This window comes from Aquabacterium sp. A3, from assembly GCF_038069945.1.
GTDB lineage: Bacteria > Pseudomonadota > Gammaproteobacteria > Burkholderiales > Burkholderiaceae_C > Aquabacterium.
Genome location: NZ_JBBPEV010000001.1, coordinates 164537 through 185505 on the forward strand (window position 1 = coordinate 164537; position 20969 = coordinate 185505).

12 protein-coding genes are annotated in these 20969 nt (G+C 64.6%); 5 read left to right on the forward strand and 7 right to left on the reverse strand.

Annotated elements, in window-relative coordinates; genetic code table 11:
* Positions 1–92 precede the first annotated feature (92 nt).
* Positions 93–863 carry a TetR/AcrR family transcriptional regulator gene (locus WNB94_RS00705; RefSeq protein WP_341387699.1) on the reverse strand — a complete coding sequence of 257 codons (771 nt, stop codon included), beginning with the start codon at positions 861–863 and terminating at the stop codon, positions 93–95.
* A gap of 197 nt (positions 864–1060) precedes the next feature.
* Here WNB94_RS00705 and gbd point away from each other — a divergent pair, with 197 nt between their 5' ends.
* Positions 1061–2197 carry a 4-hydroxybutyrate dehydrogenase gene (gene gbd / locus WNB94_RS00710; RefSeq protein ID WP_341387701.1) on the forward strand — a complete coding sequence of 379 codons (1137 nt, stop codon included), beginning with the start codon at positions 1061–1063 and terminating at the stop codon, positions 2195–2197.
* On the opposite strand, the gene paeA is transcribed toward gbd, so the two are convergent.
* Both paeA and WNB94_RS00720 read right to left on the reverse strand, forming a co-directional pair.
* Positions 2167–3516, reverse strand: a complete 1350-nt coding sequence (gene paeA, locus WNB94_RS00715) for a polyamine export protein PaeA (protein WP_341387704.1) — start codon at positions 3514–3516, stop codon at positions 2167–2169. The two genes, gbd and paeA, sit on opposite strands and share 31 nt — an antisense overlap.
* 36 nt (positions 3517–3552) lie before the next feature.
* Positions 3553–4623, reverse strand: a complete 1071-nt coding sequence (locus tag WNB94_RS00720) for a patatin-like phospholipase family protein (RefSeq protein ID WP_341387706.1) — start codon at positions 4621–4623, stop codon at positions 3553–3555.
* Positions 4624–4685: 62 nt separating this feature from the next.
* On the opposite strand from WNB94_RS00720, the gene WNB94_RS00725 reads away from it, so the two are divergent.
* Positions 4686–7097, forward strand: a complete 2412-nt coding sequence (locus WNB94_RS00725; RefSeq protein ID WP_341387707.1) for a heavy metal translocating P-type ATPase — start codon at positions 4686–4688, stop codon at positions 7095–7097.
* A gap of 5 nt (positions 7098–7102) precedes the next feature.
* Here WNB94_RS00725 and WNB94_RS00730 read toward each other — a convergent pair whose 3' ends face one another.
* The gene (locus tag WNB94_RS00730; RefSeq protein ID WP_341387710.1) at positions 7103–9451 is read right to left on the reverse strand and encodes a Tex family protein; all 2349 of its coding nucleotides are present in this window, start codon (positions 9449–9451) and stop codon (positions 7103–7105) included.
* A gap of 113 nt (positions 9452–9564) precedes the next feature.
* On the opposite strand from WNB94_RS00730, the gene WNB94_RS00735 reads away from it, so the two are divergent.
* Complete coding sequence (locus WNB94_RS00735; RefSeq protein WP_341387712.1) at positions 9565–10599, forward strand: quinone-dependent dihydroorotate dehydrogenase; 1035 nt, start codon at positions 9565–9567, stop codon at positions 10597–10599.
* Here WNB94_RS00735 and WNB94_RS00740 read toward each other — a convergent pair.
* From WNB94_RS00740 to WNB94_RS00750, 3 genes are all read right to left on the reverse strand, one after another.
* Entirely contained in the window at positions 10589–12439 is a 1851-nt protein-coding gene (locus WNB94_RS00740) for a serine/threonine protein kinase (RefSeq protein ID WP_341387714.1), read from the reverse strand. The genes WNB94_RS00735 and WNB94_RS00740 overlap by 11 nt on opposite strands.
* Before the next feature lie 152 nt (positions 12440–12591).
* The gene (locus tag WNB94_RS00745; RefSeq protein ID WP_341387715.1) at positions 12592–15990 is read right to left on the reverse strand and encodes a UvrD-helicase domain-containing protein; all 3399 of its coding nucleotides are present in this window, start codon (positions 15988–15990) and stop codon (positions 12592–12594) included.
* Entirely contained in the window at positions 15987–18875 is a 2889-nt protein-coding gene (locus WNB94_RS00750) for a PD-(D/E)XK nuclease family protein (RefSeq protein WP_341387716.1), read from the reverse strand. Before WNB94_RS00750 ends, WNB94_RS00745 begins: the two co-directional genes overlap by 4 nt.
* A gap of 116 nt (positions 18876–18991) precedes the next feature.
* Here WNB94_RS00750 and trxA point away from each other — a divergent pair, with 116 nt between their 5' ends.
* A complete protein-coding gene (trxA, locus tag WNB94_RS00755; RefSeq protein ID WP_341387718.1) occupies positions 18992–19321 on the forward strand; it encodes a thioredoxin TrxA in 330 nt (109 codons plus the stop codon).
* Between the two features lie 268 nt (positions 19322–19589).
* A complete protein-coding gene (gene rho, locus WNB94_RS00760) occupies positions 19590–20858 on the forward strand; it encodes a transcription termination factor Rho (protein WP_341387720.1) in 1269 nt (422 codons plus the stop codon).
* The last annotated feature ends 111 nt before the right edge of the window (positions 20859–20969 follow it).

The following is a 20969-nucleotide window of genomic DNA, read 5'->3' on the forward strand; positions in this document are numbered from 1 at the left end:
GTGTCTCTCAAAGGTGCAAGGCCGTGAACGTGAACAGTGTCGATCGGCCGGTTGGGATGAACGTGACCCTGACCAGGGTCACACGGGGGGAATCAGGTGGTTGCGGCGGGCTCCTGCGCCGAAGGCTGGAGGTCTTCGGGCCTCATGCCCAGCGTGGCAAGACCGGGCAGACGCACGATCTCATCAATCAGGTTGGTTTCTTGAGGTCCCGGCAAGGGCGCGCGCAAGGCGGCCACCATCAGCGCCACCAGGCGCGACAGGATCATGGCCTCGTGGTCGCCCTGCCCTTGCGTGAACTCGCGGATGAGACGCTGGGTGTTGCCACCTGCCAGCACGCCTGCCAGGGCGCCCATGGCAAAGTTCAGGCGAAAGCCCAGGTCTTCTCGCGTGAGGTCGGGCAAGGTGCGCTGGAAGGCAAAAAAGAACCTGGCCAGTGACTGCACATAGTGGGTGTCGATGAACTCACGCACCACCGGAGAAGGGTCGGTGTAAGCACGGCCCAGAAAGTGCAAGTAGCGGCGAGCAGCGTCGGAGCGACCCCGACCCATCCGCACGGCTGGCAAGAACATGGCCACCAGCACGTGCTCGCACCGCATGCGATCACCCAGGTGCTGCTCCATCGTGTCCAGCATGGCCAGGCGGTGATCGTTGAGCGGGTCCAGTTGACGGGCCAGCACGGCCTGGATCAGGGCGTCCTTGCTGCCAAAGTGGTAGTTGGCCGCAGCCAGATTGACCCCCGCAGCGCTGGTGATCTGCCGCATGGACATGGATTCGAACCCGCCCTGCACAAACAGCGCCTCCGCCGCATCCAGGATGCGGGTCTTGGTGTCTGCAGGTGACAGGCGTGCGCCGGCGCTGGCCATGGGGGTCTGTTCTCCTCGGTACGAACGTTTCAAACGCTCGTTTCATGTATTGGGTGCGTATGGTATGTCAGAGAACGCCCTTTGGCGCGACAGACCTTCTTCAAACCTGGGTAATCCCTCAATCAAGGGGGGGCGCCTGTGCACAGCAAGGATTGGTACAGTGTTTTCAACGTCAAAAGTTCTCACAGAGCACCCTCATGGCCACCATCCTGTACCTCACCCAGATCCAGTTCGATTTCGGCGCCATCCAGCAATTGGCCGCCGAGTGCGCGCGCGTGGGCATTTCTCGCCCACTGGTTGTCACGGATGCGGGGGTCAAGGCGGCCGGGGTGCTGCAAAAAGCGCTGGATGCCCTGGGCGATTTGCCAGTGACGGTGTTCGACCAGACCCCTCCCAACCCCACCGAGGCATCGGTGCGCGCCGCCTTGGCGGCTTGGGAATCCGGACACTGTGACGGTTTGATCGCCGTGGGCGGGGGCTCCAGCATCGACCTGGCCAAGGGCCTGGCGATCATGGCCACCCATGAAGGGCCGCTCAAGACCTACGCCACGATCGAGGGTGGATCGCCCAAGATCAGTGCCAGTGTGGCGCCGCTCATCGCCGTGCCAACCACCTCCGGCACGGGCAGTGAGGTGGCGCGCGGTGCGATCGTGATCGTGGATGACGGACGCAAGCTGGGCTTCCACTCGTGGAATCTGATGCCCAAGGCCGCCATTTGCGACCCGGAATTGACCCTTGGCCTGCCTCCAGCCCTGACCGCTGCGACCGGCATGGACGCCATCGCCCATTGCATGGAAACGTTCATGGCGCCGGCGTTCAATCCGCCTGCTGACGGCATCGCCCTGGACGGTCTGGAGCGTGCCTGGCACCACATCGAACGCGCCACGCGAGACGGCAGTGATCGCGAAGCGCGGCTGAACATGATGAGCGCGTCGATGCAAGGGGCCATGGCGTTTCAGAAAGGGCTGGGCGCCGTGCACAGCCTGAGCCACAGCCTGGGCGGGGTCAACCCCAAGCTGCACCATGGCACGCTCAACGCCATGTTCTTGCCAGCGGTGGTGAGCTTCAATGCCCAGGCAGCGTCCATCCAGGCTGAGCGACGCCTGGACCGCATGGCCCGTGTCATGGGGCTGGGCTCTGGCGCCGACATTCCTGAAGCATTGCGCGACCTGAACGCTCGCCTGGGGCTGCCCCGCGGGCTGGCCGACATGGGTGTTCAGGAGGCTTGGTTTGACAAGGTCATCGCCGGTGCGATGGCAGACCACTGCCACAAGACAAATCCACGCATCGCCACCCCGGAGGATTATCGAGCGCTGCTGTCTGCGTCGATGTGATCGATGGGCTGATCGCCCGTGGCGGGGATGGTGGCGGCCTGGCGCGTCACCATCACCTGGTCGATCTTGTGGCTGTCCACATCCATCACCTCGAAGCGGTAGCCGCCATGGCTGACGCTGTCGGTGCGTCGAGGGATGCGGCGCAGCATCACCATCAAGAACCCCGCCAGCGTCTCATACTCTTCTTGCTGAGGCAGGCTGTCGATGTGCAGGGCCTTGAGCACGTCCGGAATGGGCGTCACGCCATCGATCAGCCATGAGTCCGCGTCGCGCTGCACGATCAGGTCTTCGTCCACCGGGGCCATCAGGCTGCCCATCACCGTGTTCATCACGTCGTTGAGGGTGATGATGCCCACCACCAGCGCGTATTCGTTGACCACGACTGCAAAGTCTTCAAAGGCCTGCCTGAACTGGCCCAACATTTCCGACAGGTTGAGCCGGTCGGGCACGATCAGCACCTTCTTGATCAGACCTTCAGCGTGAAGGTTGATCGGTTGCTGCTTGAGGATGCTGTTGAGCAGGTCTTTCGAATCGAGGTAGCCCACCACGTGGTCGATGTCGCCATCGCACACCAGGTAGGTGGAGTGCGGGTGCTCGATGATCTTGGCCCTGATCAATGCCTCGCTGTCGTCCAGCAGCAAGTGCACCACGCGATCGCGCGGCGTCATGGCCATGGGCACGTGGCGGCTGTCCAACTCCATCACGTTTTCAATCACCAGGTGCTCCGGCGCCCTGATCACGCCCGCCTCGGCCCCGGCCTGCGCCATGGCCAGGATGTCGTCGGGCGTGATGGCGTCGTCACGCCGATCAGGCAAGCCCAGGAGCTTGAACAGGCCATCGGTCATGCGCTTGAAGAGCCAGACCACGGGCTTGGCCAGCGCCAGCAAGCCGTGCATGGGGCCCACCACACGCACGGCGATCTGCTCGGGGGCGGTCATGCCCAGGCGTTTGGGAAACAGGTCGGCCAGGAGCACGAAGAGGCTGGTGACCAGCACAAACGACACCACGCTGCTGACCGTGGACACCTGTTCAGCGCCCAACCAACCTCGCAACACCGGCTCAATGAGCGGTGCGAATGCGCCCTCACCCACCACACCACCCAGGATGGCCACAACGTTCATGCCGATCTGAATGCCCGTGAAAAAGTCTCCGGGTTCATCCTGAACGGCCATGACGTGAACCGCCCTGGTGTCGCCCTGATCGGCCATCTGCTTGAGCCGGATGCGTCGCGCGGCCGCGATCGACAACTCGGTGAGCGAGAAAAAAGCACTGGCCGCGATCAAGGCGGCGATCAAGAGCAGGCTGCTGGCAGGATCCATGATCACAGTGTAGCCAAGGCGCGCAGGGCAGACAGCTCAGAGGGCACTCAGGGCTGAAGGCGGACAACCTTGTGCCAGCCATTGCTGCCATTCCTCGGCCAGTTGGCGTGAGCGGCCCACCGCCTCGGCCCAGACTTTCATGCGCTGAGTGGGCGGCAGGGCCTTGAAATCAGTGCGATCGGGCAGTTTGCCCCCGGGCAAGGTGCGCACCCATTCCGGATTGGGCGCCAGCACGATCAGGTTGCTCAGCCAAGGGGTGGCCCGGTGTCGCCAGCGCAAGCCCTTGTCCAGCCATCCGGGCACCACCTGTCGCTGAAAGTGTGGATACAGCACCAGGCCGTCTTTCATGTGGGCAAAGGGCCAATGGAAGTGGTAATCCACCAGGCCACCATCCCAGTGGGCACCAGCCGGGGCACCGGGGATGTCGTGCACCGCCTCCAGCATGAAGGGAATGCTGCAAGATGCCAGCATGGCGGGCATGAAATTGCTGGCGGTGAGCGGCACATGCCGGGTGGGCAAATCGTTCAGGGGCACGGGCGGCCGCACCCCCTGAGATGAAAACACCGTGCGCTCCAGAAAGGCACCCACTGCCTTGCGGCTCAGTGCATTGCTGAGTGCCAGGCCGGCGAAACCCAAGGCCGTGCGGGCGGGTGTGCCGCGGTGCAGAACCTGCCGCCCCCTGGCGGTGAGCACATGCAGCCTGAAGCGTGGATGGCCGAGCAGACCAGGCACCGACACGCCAAAAAAAGCCTGCAACGTTTCGGTGAAACCGGCCGTGATGCGTGCTGCCGAGGGAAAGCGCCGGCCAGCTTCGGGCTCGATGTGCTGGTGGATGTAGCCATGCGCCAGCGCTTCAAAAGCGGCCGCCGCGTCGGGCATGGCCGCTGTGGCCATGCGCCACGCGCCAATCGACGCGCCCACCAGATGCACGTCGTGTCGAGACTGTGGCAGCCAGTGCCCAAACAGGTGCTGATCCAGATGCGTCAGCATCAATCCCTTGGGGCCACCTGCGGCCGCAGGCACCAGACGGATGTCGTCAGGCTGAAGCCCGTGCTGCTCGATGTGCTGGCGCGCGCGTTCGCCCGCGTGGATGTGCAAAGCCTTCATGCGGTGAGGATAGCGCAGCCTGCTCTCGCCAAGAGCCGACGCGATGGTGTCAAATCAGTGCTGTGACGACCGAACCCCGCCCCACCCGCAAGATCATTCCCATTCGGGCCGTGGGCCCGATGGGACAGACCCCATCGCCGGCGCCCACGGCCAACGCGGAAGCGCCACACAGCCACGCGCATGGGCACCATGACGACTGCTGCGTCCCGGAGGGCTTGAGCCAGCCCCAGCCGGCATCACGCGGCACCCCACTCGATTGCGCGTCGGTACGCTACCGCATCGATCAGATGGATTGCCCCACCGAGGAGCGCCTGATCCGCCAGAAGATCGAGCCCATGGCCGGGGTGGTGCAACTGGACTTCAACCTGCTGGACCGCGAACTCACCATCCACCACCGGCTGCATGACACCGGCGCGCTGGAGTTGGCCCTGACCGAATTGGGCATGGCGCCACGTCTGCTGGAGGCGGGGGCCCGCCCCACCCCTCCCCCGCCCGCCTTGCCGCTGCGCACCAAGATGGCCTTGGGTGCGGCGGGCCTGTGCGCGGCAGGGGCAGAGGGCATGGCGTGGGCCACCGGCCACGAAGGTGGTGCGCCCGTGGTGGCGTTGGCACTGCTGTCGCTGGCCTTGGCCGGGCTGCCCACCCTGCGCAAGGGCTGGATTGCGTTGCGCCATTTCACGTTGAACATCTACTTCCTGATGACCTTGGCGGTGGCTGGCGCCATGGTGCTTGGTCAATGGGGCGAGGCCGCCATGGTGGTCTTTCTCTTCGCCTTGGCCGAGGCCATTGAAGCCCTCTCGCTGGAGCGCGCACGCAAGGCGGTGCAGTCGCTGGCCGCCTACGCGCCCGACACCGCGTGGGTGAAGCCGTCATCGGCGGTTGCGGGCCACGGACATGATCATGACCACAGCCATGGCCACGCGGTGGCGGACGACTGGACGCTCACGCCCGCCGCTGACGTGCAGGCGGGACAGACCATCCGCATCCGTGCGGGCGAACGGGTGCCGCTGGACGCCCGGGTGGTGTCTGGCCAGGCGGCGGTAGACCAATCGCCCATCACGGGCGAAAGCCTGCCGGTGGACAAGCGCGCTGGCGACGTGCTGTACGCCGGCACCGTGGTGTCAGATGGTCTGATGGAGGCCCAGGTGACGGCCACGGCGGCACGCAGCACCATGGCGCGCATGGCCGACGCCATCCAGCAGGCTCAATCACAACGGGCCCCCACCCAACGCTTCGTGGACCGTTTTGCCCGGGTGTACACCCCTGCGGTGGTGTTGCTGGCGTTGATGGTGGTGCTGCTGGGGCCCGTGGTGACGGGTGACCCGTGGCAAAGCTGGCTGTACCAGGCCCTGGTGATGCTGGTGATTGCCTGCCCCTGTGCCCTGGTGGTGTCCACGCCGGTGACCGTGGTGTCGGGCCTGGCGGCTGCGGCGCGTCAGGGCATCCTCATCAAGGGCGGGGTGTTTCTGGAAGGTGGGCGCCTGATTCGCGCCGTGGCGCTCGACAAGACGGGCACGCTCACCCAAGGTCGCCCCATGCTCAGCGATGTGGAGGGCCGACCCGGCACCCCGGTTGACGAGGTCTTGCGCCTGGCGGCGTCGCTGGATGCGCAAAGCACCCACCCCGTGGCCCGCGCCGTGGTGGCAGCCTGGCGCAGTCAGCCCCAAGCCGCCCAGCAGGCCTTGTGGCGCGTGGAGGCCTTCAAAAACTTACCCGGCCAGGGCGTGACCGCCGTGGTGCACACCGACGCTGGCCCCCGCCTGGTGGCCTTGGGCAACCTGGGCTTGCTGAGCGCCCGAGGCCTGGCGGACGACACCACCCAGGCACAGATGACCGAGCTGGCGGACCAAGGCAAAACGGTGTTCGCGCTGATGGACGATCACGCGGTGCTGGGGGTGCTGGCCGTGTCGGATGCGCTTCGGCCCGACAGCCGCGAGGCGGTGACGCAGCTCCAAGCCATGGGTGTGACACCGGTCATGCTCACGGGCGACAACGCCCAGACGGCGCGCCACATCGCGGCGCAACTGGGCATCAAGGACGCACGTGGCCCCCTGATGCCCGAAGACAAGCTGCGCGCGGTGGAATCACTTCAATCCACCCACGGCCCGGTGGCCATGGTGGGCGATGGCGTGAACGACGGCCCGGCCTTGGCGCGTGCGGACATCGGCCTGGCCATGGGTGCTGCGGGCACGGCCACCGCCATTGAGACCGCCGACGTGGCCATCATGGATGACGACCCACGCAGGATCGCCCGCTTCATCCGACTCAGCCAGGCCACCCACCGCGTGCTGGTGCAAAACATCGCATTGGCCCTGGGCATCAAGGCAGTGTTTCTGGCCCTGTCGCTGGCGGGGCTGGCCACGCTGTGGATGGCGGTGTTTGCGGATGTGGGGGCCAGCCTGCTGGTGGTGGCCAATGGCATGCGCTTGTTGCGCGAGGGTCGACGCCAGCCCGCGCGTGACGCACCGGGTTGAACCACTCAGCGCTTGGTCTGCAGCTTGGCAAACGCCGCTGCCATCGCAGACTGCCCTTGCGCAGGTTGCGCAGCAGCGCCACGCCCACCACCACCCATGCGTTCGTTGCGCGCCGCAGGCTTGAAGCTGTTGTCCCGCCCTGCCCCGGGTGCCTTGGCGCCGGTGGGCGCGTCCATCTTCATGGTCAGCGAGATGCGCTTGCGGGCCAGGTCCACCTCCAGCACCTTCACCTTGACGATGTCGCCGGTCTTGACCACCTCGCGGGCGTCGCTGACGAACTTGTTGGCCAACTGGCTCACGTGCACCAGGCCATCCTGGTGCACGCCCAGGTCCACGAAGGCGCCAAACTGGGCCACGTTGCTCACCGTGCCCTCCAGCACCATGCCTTCCTTCAGGTCCTTGATGTCTTCCACGCCATCGTTGAAGCGGGCCACCTTGAAGTCAGGGCGCGGGTCGCGGCCGGGTTTTTCCAGCTCGGCCAGGATGTCCTTGACCGTGATGGCCCCAAAACGCTCGTCGGCGAAGGCCTCGGGCTTGAGGGTGCGCAGCACATCGCTGCGGCCCATCAGCTCACCAATTGGCTTGCCGGTGGAGGCGATCATCTTTTCGACCACGGGGTAGGTTTCGGGGTGCACGCCGCTCAGGTCCAGCGGGTTGTCACCGTCGCGGATGCGCAGAAAGCCTGCCGCCAGCTCGAAGGTCTTGGCACCCAGGCCGGCCACGTCCATCAACTGCTTGCGATTGCGGAAGGCGCCATTGGCATCACGCCAGCGCACGATGCTGTTGGCCACGGCCGTGCTCAGGCCCGACACCCGCGCCAGCAGCGGCGCCGAGGCGGTGTTCAGGTCCACGCCCACTGAGTTCACACAGTCTTCCACCACGGCGTCCAGCGTGCGTGCCAGCTCACTCTGGTTGACGTCGTGCTGGTACTGGCCCACGCCAATGCTCTTGGGGTCGATCTTCACCAGCTCGGCCAGCGGGTCTTGCAGACGGCGGGCAATCGACACGGCGCCGCGCAGGCTCACGTCCAGCTCGGGCAGCTCTTTGCTGGCGAACTCGGAGGCGGAATAGACCGAGGCCCCGGCTTCGCTCACCACCACCTTTTCGATGGGCGTACCGGGCGCCATCTGCTGGATGCGCTTGATCAGGTCGGCCGCCAGCTTGTCGGTTTCGCGGCTGGCCGTGCCGTTGCCGATGGCGATCAGGTTCACGCCGTGCTGGGCGCACAGGCGGCCCAGGGTGTGGATGCTACCTTCCCAGTCTCGCTTGGGCTCGTGCGGATACACCGTGCTGGTGTCCAGCACCTTGCCGGTGTCGCTCACCACGGCCACCTTCACACCGGTGCGGATGCCTGGGTCCAGGCCCATCACCACGCGCTTGCCAGCCGGTGCGGCCAGCAGCAGGTCGCGCAGGTTTTCGGCAAACACCTTGATGGCGGTGGCCTCGGCCTGCTCGCGCAGACGGGCAAACAGGTCGCGTTCCAGGCTCAGCGAGAGCTTGACCTTCCACGTCCAGGCCACCGTTTTGCGGATCAGCTCGTCCGCCGGGCGTTTGGCATGGCGCCAGCCCAGGTGATGGGCAATGCGGCCTTCGGCCAGCGTGGGTTGCCCCGGCACCACCTCTTCATCCAGCACCAGCTTGGCGTCCAGAATCTCTTGCGCTCGGCCCCGAAACACGGCCAGTGCACGGTGAGACGGCACCGTGCGGATGGGCTCGTCGTAATCGAAGTAATCGCGGAACTTGGCCACGTCCGGGTTGTGCTCGTCCTTGCCGTCCATCAGCTTGGACTTGAACAGCCCCTCTTCCCACAGCCAGTCGCGCATCTTGCCCACCAGGGCGGCATCTTCGGCCCATCGCTCCGACAGGATGTCGCGCACGCCATCCAGCACGGCCAGGGCATCGGCAAAGCCGCCCTCGGCATTGATGAAGGCGGCGGCCTCGGACACAGGGTCCAGTGAAGGGTCGGCAAACAGCTTGTCGGCCAGGGGCTCCAGGCCTGCCTCGCGGGCGATCATGCCCTTGGTCCGGCGCTTGGGCTTGTACGGCAGGTACAGGTCTTCCAGCTCTTGCTTGGTGGGTGCGGCCTCGATGGCGGCCCGCAGTTCGGGCGTCAGCTTGCCTTGCTCTTCGATGCTTTTCAGCACGGCGGCACGGCGGTCTTCCAGCTCGCGCAGGTAGCCCAGTCGGGCCTCCAGATCGCGCAGTTGCGTATCGTCCAGGCCGTCGGTGGCCTCTTTGCGGTAACGGGCGATGAAGGGCACCGTGGCTCCCCCATCCAGCAACTCCACGGCTGCATTGACTTGGGCTGGCCGCACCTTCAGTTCGGCCGCAATTTGCATCAGGATTTTGTCCAAGCGATTACCTCGTCGAGAGTCGCACACACAGCGGGGGCGCAGTTTGCCACAGGCCATGGCCGCCGAATGCGCGACAATACTCGGTTACCTGCCCTGCACTGATCCACACGGCCATGGCCCTGATTCCTTACGCCCTCCCCAAGTCCGTCCTGTTCAATCTGGACCCGGAAACCGCCCACGACCTGACCATCAGTGCCCTGGCCCAGTTCCAGAACACCCCCCTGGCCTGCCTGTGGGGCGCACGCCGCGTGGACGACCCGGTGGAGGTGGCCGGCCTGCGCTTTCCCAACCGCATCGGCATGGCCGCTGGGCTGGATAAAAACGGGCGGGTGATCGATGGCCTGGGCGCCATGGGCTTCGGTTTTGTCGAGGTGGGCACCGTCACGCCCAAGGGCCAGCCGGGCAACCCCAAGCCGCGCATGTTCCGGCTGCCGCAGGCCAACGCCCTGATCAACCGCCTGGGTTTCAACAACGAGGGCCTGGACAGCTTTCTGGCCAACGTCAAGCAAGCCAAGTTCCGTGCCAATGGCGGCATCCTGGGCCTGAACATTGGCAAGAACGCCGCCACGCCCATCGAGAACGCGGTGGACGACTACCTGATCTGCCTGGACGGCGTGTATCCCCACGCGGATTACGTGGTGGTCAACATCTCCAGCCCCAACACCAAGAACCTGCGAGCGCTGCAAAGCGATGAGGCGCTGGACGCCCTGCTCGGCACCCTGCAAGAGCGCCGCCAGCAACTCATCCAGCAACATGGTCGCACGGTGCCCATGTTCGTCAAGATCGCCCCTGATCTGGACGAGGCGCAGGTGAGCGTGATCGCCGCCACGCTGGAGAAAAACGGGATCGATGGCGTGATCGCCACCAACACCACGCTCTCGCGAGAAGCGGTGAAGGGGCAGCCTCATGCAGAGGAAACCGGCGGGCTGAGCGGCGCGCCGGTGCTGCAGACAAGCAACCAGGTGATTCGGCAACTGCGCGCGGCCCTGGGACCGCGCTTTCCCATCATCGGGGTGGGCGGGGTGATGAGTGGGGCCGATGCGCGCAGCAAACTTGATGCTGGGGCGGATCTGGTGCAGATCTACACGGGCTTGATCTACAAGGGCCCGGACCTGGTCCGCGAATGCGCGCTGGCGCTCAAGCGCTGACGGGCCCGGCGCTGGTGTCGCCAGCCAGCTCGGCAGCCTGTGCAGCCGCCTTGGCGGCAGCTTCTGCCCTGGCAGCGGCGCGCTGCGCCACCACCTCCGGATCCGTTTGCCGACCTTCCAGCAGGCGCATGGCGTGGTCCATGGTGATCACGCATTCTTTGGGCGTGAGCTGCAGAGGCCGGACATACCGCAAGTAAGCCTGATGGATGGCCGCCGACTGTTTCTCGGTGGGCAGGCGCGCGCACGAGGCCAGCTCGTTGCCCAGACTGGCCACCACACGCACCGTGTCTTCCGGGGTGCCAGGATGGCGAACCGGGGTATTGAGCGGCAAGGGCCTGGCGCCTTTGATCAGGCGTTCATGCAGCCCCCAGTGCTTGAGCACCGCAGCGCTGAGGTCATCCAGGTTGATGCCCAGCACGGCACCGGCGGCTGCTTCCAATGACATGCCTGGTGTCGGCGCCCCCCCTGCACTGGCCGGTGGCCCGGGTTGCATCAGGCGCTGAACTTGAGCGGCCTCTTCCGGGAAATGGTACAGCACCAGCAGCCAGCCCAGCCTTTGAGACATCGCCGCCACGGCGGCCTCTTCGTCATGGATGGAAAACGGTGCCATCAGGCGGGCGATGTGGCCGGCCAGGCAGCACAGCCAGAGTTCGTTCTCAAGGGCCTGCAAGGCCGCGGCCCCGCCATCATTGGCCCGTGATTGTTGTGCGCTGAGGACACCTGGCCATGGACGCACCGACGAGATCACCTTGCGCAGCCCTTCTTGCCCCAACAGCATGATCGCGCGAGACAAAGTCGTGGTGCCGTCGTCGGCGCTTCGGCTTTGAAAGCGGGCGGTGTTCACCGAGCGCAGCATCTCCCAGACCAATGCCGGGTTCTTGACCACCACGTCCACAAAGTCATCGACCCTGAGCGTTTCCTGAGACAAGGCGCCCAGCAATGCACGCTCGGTTCGCTCACGCCCAGGCAGCGCTCCTACCGAATTCAAGCGGTCGAGCAACAAGAGCAAGGGCCCACCGGCCTCTTGCGAGTTGGTCTTGATCCAGCCCTGCAGCGCGCTCAGCAAGGTGCGGGCGTTGAGGTACCGCTGTCGTTGTTGCCGATCGGTCGCCCGGTTGACGATGGCCCGCAGCGTGTCAGGCACCGGGTGTGGCGTTGTCCACGGCAGCCGCACGATCTCCGGGCCCACCCGCTTGGCAGCGTGCCCCAGGTCCGCTTCATCCAAAGGTGGGTGGTTGACCAACAGCCGGTACATCAGCAGACCGACCATCAGCAGGTCTCGCTCGGCGGCTTCTCGCGTCTCCTGGCGATTGCGGGTGGGTCTTGCGGTCTGATGAGGGGGGAGCTGCTCCAGGCCAACGGCCAGGCCCACCAGTTGGGCGCGGCCTTGTTGATCCAGGGTGATGCTGTGCAAGCCCAGGTCACGGTGTGCCACACCCGCTTCGTGGGCGTATGCCAAGCCGTCCAGCAGGTCGACGGTGAGTTGGGCCACTTCCTGAGGTGTGAGGGGCGAGCCAGACTGGATACGCTCTTGCAAGGTGCCACCGGCGCGTTCGCACGCCACGAATGGCCACCCTTCGTGCACGCCCACTTCCAGCACTTCAGCGATGCGCGGATGCTTCAGGCGTGTACCGGTCAGCACATCCTGCGTCCACGCATCGCGCTCGGCATTGGTGCCGGGCAAGGCCCGTGGCACGCACAGCAACAGCTCTTGACCCAGTCGCGGGTCATTCACCAGCCAGGTGCTCGACGCGTGGCTGCGGCCAATCATCTGGCGCAACTCAAACCGCCCGATCATGCGGGTGGGGGTGGATGGCGTCGTTGGAGGCGGTACGGCCATGGCGTGTGACAAGGTGCGTTCCTCAAAGTAACCGACCGGGCTGACTGCCGACAACCCGTTGTTACAAATGCGCTGCTACCTCCGCATTGCACACCATGGAACAGGGTGATGAATGCCGTCAAACCGCCACTTATCACCGCCAATTCACAGCTTCAGTCAGGCAATGGCACCCATTCACCCCGTCCCGTGATGAACGCAGCGCGAACATCGTCACCGGGCTGCAGACACCGGACGGCCTCGACATAACGCTGAAGTTGCCGCTGATACGCCAGTTGATCCTGGGGGCGGTGGCCGAGTTTGTAGTCGATCACCCACCATTGGCGCCCGTGGGGCTGGTCAATCTGCACCAACCGGTCGATACGCAAGACCTGGCCGTCGTGGTGCAGGGCCACCTCATTGCCCGCCCAACGCACCTGCTCAGGGTCGAGCCAAGGCTGCAACGCGGGCTGAGACAGCAGGCACCGAACCTGCTCCATGGCACGTTCGCGCTCGCTGCCGGGCAGCGCACAAGTGGCGGCGGCCTGGTGAACCGCACGTCCGACAGCGCCTTCATCGCGTGCGGTCCGGGGCATGGCCGTCAGCCACTCCATGGCGCGGTGCACGGTTTCCCCCAAGGCTTTCAGGTGCTGAGGATCATCTTCTGCAACCATCGCCTGGGTCGGCAAAGCCGGCGGCAACTCAGGCCAGTCCCAGAGTGCGACGTCGTCGGCGTCATGCGCCGAGCGCACCTCATCGTTTGCCGGCACCTCTGGCACCCAGGCCTCGTCGGGCCGTATCGCTTCAGCATCCACAAGGCATGTCCACCAGGCGTGCTCCGACGACACCGACCGTGGGGCACGAGGTGCGCGGCTGATCACCAGTTGGCGTTTGGCGCGGGTCATCGCAACATACAAGGCATTGAATTGCTCTCGCAGTTGCTCATGCGTTTCTGTCAGCTGCAGCGCCTCCAGTGCGGGGGGTGGTCGGCTGCTGGAGCGCATGAACGCCACTCGGGCTGGATGACCTTGGTCCTGGGGCCAGTCCACCACCAGGGAATAGTGGTCTGATTTGGTGCGCGACGGCAGCGTATCGACCAGAAAGACCACCTCGGCCTCCAGCCCTTTGGCGCCATGGATGGTGAGCAGTTGCACCGCGTGATCGGCGGCGCGCACCGGCACTTTCAGTCGCGCCTTGCGCAACGCCCTGATGAAGCGATAAGGGGTGGCGTCACGGCCTGAATCCATGGCCAGTGCGGCCTGGAGCAGTGCCTCGATGTGCGCAATCGCAGGCCCACGGCGGCTGGCGGGCAGCCGGGCCAGCAAGCTTGCACGCAGGTCCGTGTCATGCACGATGCGTGACAGCAGGTCATGCGGAGGGAGGATCTGCGCCTGCGCATGCCAAGCCGCCAGCAGAGCGCGGGCACGCAGCAAGGTGCCCTCACCCGCGTCATTGGGTGCAGTTCGTTCGCCGCTGGGAGCCAAGCTCATCAGGGCAGTCCACCAACTGGTGCCTGCCAAGCGGGCGCGGGCTGCCAAGCGCATGAGCGCTTCGTCGTCGGCATGGAACAAGGCACTTTTGAGCGACTGCGCCAGCGACAGATCGTGCTGCGGCGAGACCAGAACGTCCAGCAAAGCCAGCAAATCCCTCACCTCCGGCACGTCGGCCAGCAGGGTGTCGGTGGGCGCCTGATGAGGAATGCCATGGCGCTCAAGTGCCTTGGCCACCTCCACCAGATTGGCACGTTTGCGTGCCAGCACAAAAATGTCTTGGGGCGCCACCGCCTGGGCGCCTCCCAGGCCATGCACCATGGCGGCCACGGCCCTGGCCACCATCTCTGCCTCGCGCTCCATGGCGCCTGAGAGCGGCTGCACCCGAGCTTGCGTCAATGAATCACGCCATGGCAACGCATCTGTTTCGTGGGTGACCGACTGGTCGTCTGTGCGCCCGTCATCGTCCTCATCAGACGTCATGCCTTCGTCTTGGGCCAGCACGGTGATTTTTCCGGCGGTGTCCGAGTCGGTGGTGTGCGGACGGAAGTCGGTCATCAGGCCCTGGGACGCTGCGGGCTGCATGACCCGATTCAGCGCCTCAATGATTTCCGGGGCATTGCGCCGGGTGTGATCGCAGGCCAGCAAATCGCCGCCAAGGCTCTCCAGCACGAACGTCCTGGCGGCCGCAAACACCCTGGGATCTGCCCGTCGGAAGCGGTAAATGCTCTGTTTGGGGTCCCCCACCAGGAATACGCTCAATGGCACCTGCCCGCTTCGACCGCCGCCGGCGCCAGCGTAAGCCGACAGCCAGGCCTGCAGCGCCTGCCATTGCAATGGGCTGGTGTCCTGGAACTCGTCCATCAACACCAGGCGCACCTGGCTGTCCAGCCTCTGTTGCACCCATCCTGACAGCACCGGATCTGACAACAGGCGAACAGCCGCCAGTTCCAGTTCACTCATGTCGGTCAGGCCGCGCTCGAGTTTGAAGCGCGCATATTCATTGAAGAGCGACTGGCTCAACACGATCATGTGCACATGCTGCTCATGCGCCGCCTGTTGCCGCTGGGCCTTCAACAGGCTCATCAACCAGTCGAATGCCCATCCCAGCGCGTCCACTTTGTCAACGAACTTGGCGAGGTGCACCTTGGGCTCGCCATTGAGCTTGAGCACCGATCGGGTCAATGCCCGGGCCCGCGCCGCCAGGTCAGGCAATTCAAAGGCCGAGATGATGCTGGCTGCGGCGTCTTGCGGCGTCTTGCCTTTTTGCTGTGCGAGTGCCGCAGCCAGGTCATGAAAGCGTTTGACGATCTGGGGGTGTTGCAGGGCCTGTTCGGGGCTGTCCCAAGTCGCCCAGGCTTCGTCCCATTGCGCCGCGTTGGGCACGCTGTTCAACAAGGTTCCTGCATGGGCTGCCAGCGTGAGTTCGGTGCGCTGTGCCAGGGCCTTTTTCAGCCACTCCACCAGGTTGTGGTAGCCGACTTCGCGCAGCATCACATCAAACGAGCCTGCCACCTCGCGCTCGCCCAAAGGTCGAGCGGCATCTTGGTCCACGCGTTTTAGAAATCGTGCCCACAAGTCATCCCAGATGTCTTCATGAGACTCCAACAGGGCCAACTCGGGTGGCAAGCCCAGCTCCGTCAGCACGGCCAGTGGCGCGGCCTTCACCAACTGGGCGAACCAGCCGTGTATGGTCTGAACGCCCACACCGCGCCCACCTTCCAGGCGCCTGGTTTGCAGTGTCTGCAGAACCTTCTGAACGTGGGTGATGTCGGGCGATGTCACGCCACGAATGAACAATTCGTGTCGCAGTTTGTCCGGCGATGCCGACACCAGTTCGTCCAGCCACAAGGCCAGACGCTCGCGCATTTCGCCGGCGGCCTTGCGCGTGAAGGTGATGGCCAGAACCTGCTCGGGGGGGGTGCCCTCCAGAAGTGCCCTCAAGATGCGCGACACCAGCATCCAGGTTTTGCCCGCACCAGCACAGGCTTCGACCACCACGCTGCGCGCGGGATCACAGGCCAGTTCGTAAAAGCTGGCGGGAGGCACTTGTCGGCCATTGATCCAGTAGGCGGCATGGCTCATGCAGGTGTCCAATCGTCTTTGCGGCAAAGGCCCCGCGCCTGGCAGTACTCGCACGCCTCCCCCTCGCCCAGCGCAGGCATGCCGTGCCCACTCATCAAGGCCGTCCAGTCTTGCGCCAAACCCTGGAGGAAACGCTCCGTGTGCGACTCGATGTCCTTGTGCGCCAGCATGGTGGCTTTCATGTCGCCCGATTCGGCCTGGGTGCCCGTGTCTTTGCCCAAATGCAGGTAAGCGGTCTCGACCTGCGCATCAGGGGCGGCCAGTACGGCATAAAACAGCAGTTGTGTGTCTTCCAGCGGCGCTTTCAGCCGCTTGCTCAGCTTGTCTTTGTTGCCAGACTTGTAGTCGATCACCAGCTTGTGAGGTTCATGGTCAGCCTGGCTGCGCACATCCACGCGGTCCAGCCGCCCTTCCAGGCACACCAAGGCGCCCGACTCCAGCGAAAGGTTCAACCGGGCGTCGAACTCCATGTGCTGCACGCGCCAGCCCTGTTGCTCATGCGCCAAGCACCAATCGACATAGGCCTCGGCCAGGCGCGGCAATTGGGCCTGGTAGGGCCTGAAATAGGGCCGCGTGCTGTCCCTGTCCAGCCCATGCTCCCGGATCACCGCCTCTGCCGCCGACAACCAGGCGGCCACGTCCTGCGCTGGTGATCGCTGGACAAGGCATGCATTGCGCTCCTGATGGAATCGCTGCAAGACGGCATGGAGCAGCTCGCCATGATCGGCGCCATCCACCCCCTCTTCCAGCTCGTCTTGTTCCTGCAGGCCCAGCACTGAGCGGGCAAAGAATTGGTAAGGGCACTGACGCAGTGCTTCGTAGCGGGTGGCCGACACCTTCATCGGCAGCAAATCCTCATGCCCCAGCAGCGTGGGCGACGGCTGGGTCACTGGTCGGACCGGCACGCCGCGCTGCACCAAGGCAGACGAGGCGGTCGCCCAGTCTTGTCGCATCAGTTCACGCCAGCGTTGAATCCAGGGGCTGGCTGAAACATGCTCCCCCTCCTGGTCCTTGCGGTGCAGGCACACGACGCCAGCGTGCAGCATCGCCAGCGAGAAAGCATCCCATTGGGCGGCTTGTTGCTCGGCCTGTCCGCTCAGTGCCAATCGGGTTCGCTGGGCCTGGGACAACCACCCCGTCGATGGGGATGCAGCGCCCAACTGCCGTTCATCGGCGCCCGGAATCACGATGGCCGAGAACGGACGCAGCGCCGCCCGCGCCAGGGTCGTGACGACCACCTCGGGTGGCTGCCCCGGTGGCGGCGCTGGTCGAAACACCACCGCCTCCATCACATCCTGCATCCATCGCAGGAATCCACCGCCGTCCAGCATGGTTCGCTGGCACAGCCCGCCCCAGCCTGGGCCGGCGTCGACACCTGCCCCCGGCAAGCGCAAGCATTCGCAGGCCAGCAAGCCAGCCGGATCGTTCACCAACCCATCCCATGCGCCCGTGGAAACCAACGAGGCCTCCAGGGCACTCAGCCATGCGGACAAGGGCAGACGCCCGCCCGACCACGCGTCGCGCAAGGGTGCCAATTGCGTGTGGGCCTCTTGCAGCGTGGTCCACGCACCAGGCGTCAGATGATCAGGCGCAGGGTCGTTCAACACCAGCCACAGCCGTGGGACGGACTGCCGTCGACACCAACGCTCAAGCTCGGCCAGCGGCGATGGCTCTTGCGTGTCGTGCATCCACCGGGTCCACGCCGATTTGAGCCAGTCCAGCACATCATCCGAGCTGGCATGCGTCGGGGCTGCGCGTACAAAACGCGTCAGCGCGGCAGCCGCCCGTGTGGTCGACAGCTTCCAGCCGGTCTCGTCAGCCACAGACACACCGTGCTCGTCCAGCATCGCCCTCATGCGTCTGATCACACTGCGGTCCAAGGCCAGCAGCGCCACAGGCGGTTGAGGCAAACGAGCCGCCGCCGCACCCGCTTGTCTGGCGATCGCGACGTGCTTCATGACCTGTGCGGTGGCCTGTCGTGCTTCGTCTTCCAGCCCCTGTGTGGCCAGCAGGACTGGCGCATCGGCGTCTGTGTTGGCCACTGCGTGCGCCGCCCACCAAGCGACGGCGGGAGCCGCCCCGTGGCCTGCGCCGGCACCACTTTGCGCGTGTCCCAACACGGACAGGGTCAAGGCGCCTTCGCTGCCGGGCAAGACACTGGTGCCTGCGCTGACCGCCAGCCACGCCGACGGCTGCAAGGTGAACAAGGCATCGGACGGGAACCCCGCAGAGGCATTGCCCAAGGCCCACTGGAGGGCCCATGCCAGCAACCAGCGTTCGTGCTGACCAGGGGTGTCAGTCTCTGGGACTGGCGTCCACGTCGGTGGCGGAAACTCCTCCTGCCAGCACCCGATGAGCCTGGCCCGTTCGGATGGCGCCGAGGTCTGCAGCCGGCGCCACCAGGCGTGCCCCGCCTGAACCACCTGATCAACCGCGAAGTCCAGCGCTGCCGGGGATGGGCGCACCCAGGCGTCCAGCCACGGGACCGCACGCAATGACGCCTTCACCGCCAGACGGTCCATCACCACGTCCAGGGTCATCGCAGGCCCCCACGCCCCTGCTGGCGCTGGCGTGTATCGCCAGGCGTGTTGCTCCATCAACCCTGCAATGGTGTCAATCTGGGGCATCCAGCCACCCACAGCATCGGCCCAGGCCTGACGCACCAAGGGCAGCAAGGCGCCCACGGGCACGACCACGATGGCGTCGCGCACATCGCGGCCTTGAGCCTTGAGCCAGGCGTCAGCATCGTGCGCCCAGGCTTGCCATTGTTGCCTGGCGTCCACGCCGCGTGGCCAAGCCCACAGCATGGGCGTCAGCCCGGTTGGCACGGCACCACCCCACCCCGGCGAACGATCAGGCTCAGAGTTTTCTTCTATCAGACTCATTGAACAAGGTCTCTTGTGTCCAGGGCTGACGCCCGTATCTTCTGTGTCAGAATCTGGTTAACCCCAGTGTTTGTGGCGCCCGCCGTCATGCGCATTGGCATCTTCAAGGATTTTCCATGAGCAGCGAACTGATCAAGCACATCACCGACGCCTCTTTCGAAGCTGACGTCCTCCAGTCCACCGAGCCGGTGCTGGTGGATTATTGGGCCGAGTGGTGTGGCCCCTGCAAGATGATTGCCCCGATCCTCGACGAAGTGGCCAAGGATTACCAAGGCAAGTTGCAGATCGCCAAAATGAACGTGGATCAAAATCGCGAAGTCCCTGCCAAGTTCGGCATCCGCGGCATCCCCACTTTGATGATTTTCAAGGGCGGTCAACTGGCCGCCACGAAGGTCGGGGCGCTGTCCAAGGCCCAACTGACTGCCTTCATTGATTCAAGTCTGTGATTCACGGCGCTTTTCAGCGCCTATAATGAGGCCGTCATCTGCTGCAATGCCAGGCAGATGATGGCCGAGATGTCCACCTGATGGTCAGGTGGATGTCAAAACAGCAAAAAGCCTCTACGCGAGCCCTTGATGCTGTGTGCCACGGAAGTTCCGTGGCGGCCTGTCGGCAACTCCCCTCCCCCTCAGACAGTTCTCACGCTTTCCGCGTTGACCGCCAGCCTGGCCTGTCTTTGCCCGGCGCTCGCGCGTTTGTTCAGGGTACTCATCCATGCATCTTTCCGAACTGAAGGCCCTTCACATCTCCAAACTGGTCGAGATGGCTGAAGAGCTGGAGATTGAAAACGTCGCTCGCATGCGCAAGCAAGAGCTGATGTTCGCGATCATGAAAAAGCGCGCCAAAGCGGGCGAACAGGTTTTTGGTGACGGTGTGCTCGAAGTGCTGCCTGACGGCTTCGGCTTCCTGCGCTCCTTGGACACCAGCTTCCTGGCCAGCACGGACGACATTTACCTGTCACCCAGCCAGGTGCGCCGCTTCAACCTGCACACCGGCGACATGATCGAAGGCGAAGTGCGCGTGCCCAAGGATGGCGAGCGTTACTTTGCACTGGTCAAGGTCGATCGGGTCAACGGCCTGGCACCCGAAGTCAGCAAAAACAAGCTGATGTTCGAGAACCTCACGCCCCTCTTCCCTGAAGAGCAGTTCAAGCTGGAGCGCGAGACCGTCAAGAGCAACGACGACAACATCACCAGCCGCATCATCGACCTGATCGCGCCCATTGGCAAAGGCCAGCGCGCTTTGTTGGTGGCTCCGCCCAAGAGCGGCAAGACCGTGATGATGAAAAACCTGGCGCACGCCCTGGTGGCCAACCACCCGGATGTGCACCTGATTGTGCTGCTGGTGGACGAACGCCCTGAGGAAGTGACCGAAATGCAGCGCACCGTGCGCGGCGAAGTCATCAGCTCCACGTTCGACGAACCCGCTCAGCGCCACGTCCAGGTGGCTGAAATGGTGATCGAACGCGCCAAGCGTTTGGTTGAACTCAAGAAAGATGTGGTGATCCTGCTGGACTCGATCACCCGCCTGGCCCGCGCCTACAACAACGTGCTGCCCAGCTCCGGCAAGGTGTTGACCGGCGGTGTGGACGCCAATGCCCTGCAGCGCCCCAAGCGCTTCTTCGGCGCCGCCCGCAACGTGGAAGAAGGCGGCTCGCTCACCATCATCGGCACCGCCCTGGTGGACACCGGCAGCCGGATGGACGAAGTGATCTACGAAGAGTTCAAGGGCACCGGCAACTGCGAAATCCACCTGGATCGTCGCATGGCTGAAAAGCGCGTCTACCCCTCGATCCTCATCAATCGTTCGGGTACCCGCCGCGAAGAGCTCTTGCTCAAGCCCGAGATCCTTCAGAAGAGCTGGATTTTGCGAAAACTGCTCTATCCGATGGACGAGATCGAGGCGATGGAGTTCGTGCTCGACAAGATGAAATCCACGAAGAACAACCACGACTTCTTCGACATGATGCGTCGCGGTGGTTGATCACTGCCGTGGATTTCAGACAAAAGGCGACCTGCGGGTCGCCTTTTGCATTCCCTTCAAAATTCGGCTTATAATTTCGGGTTTTCCGGCTGTCGGAAAGTGCCAGACATG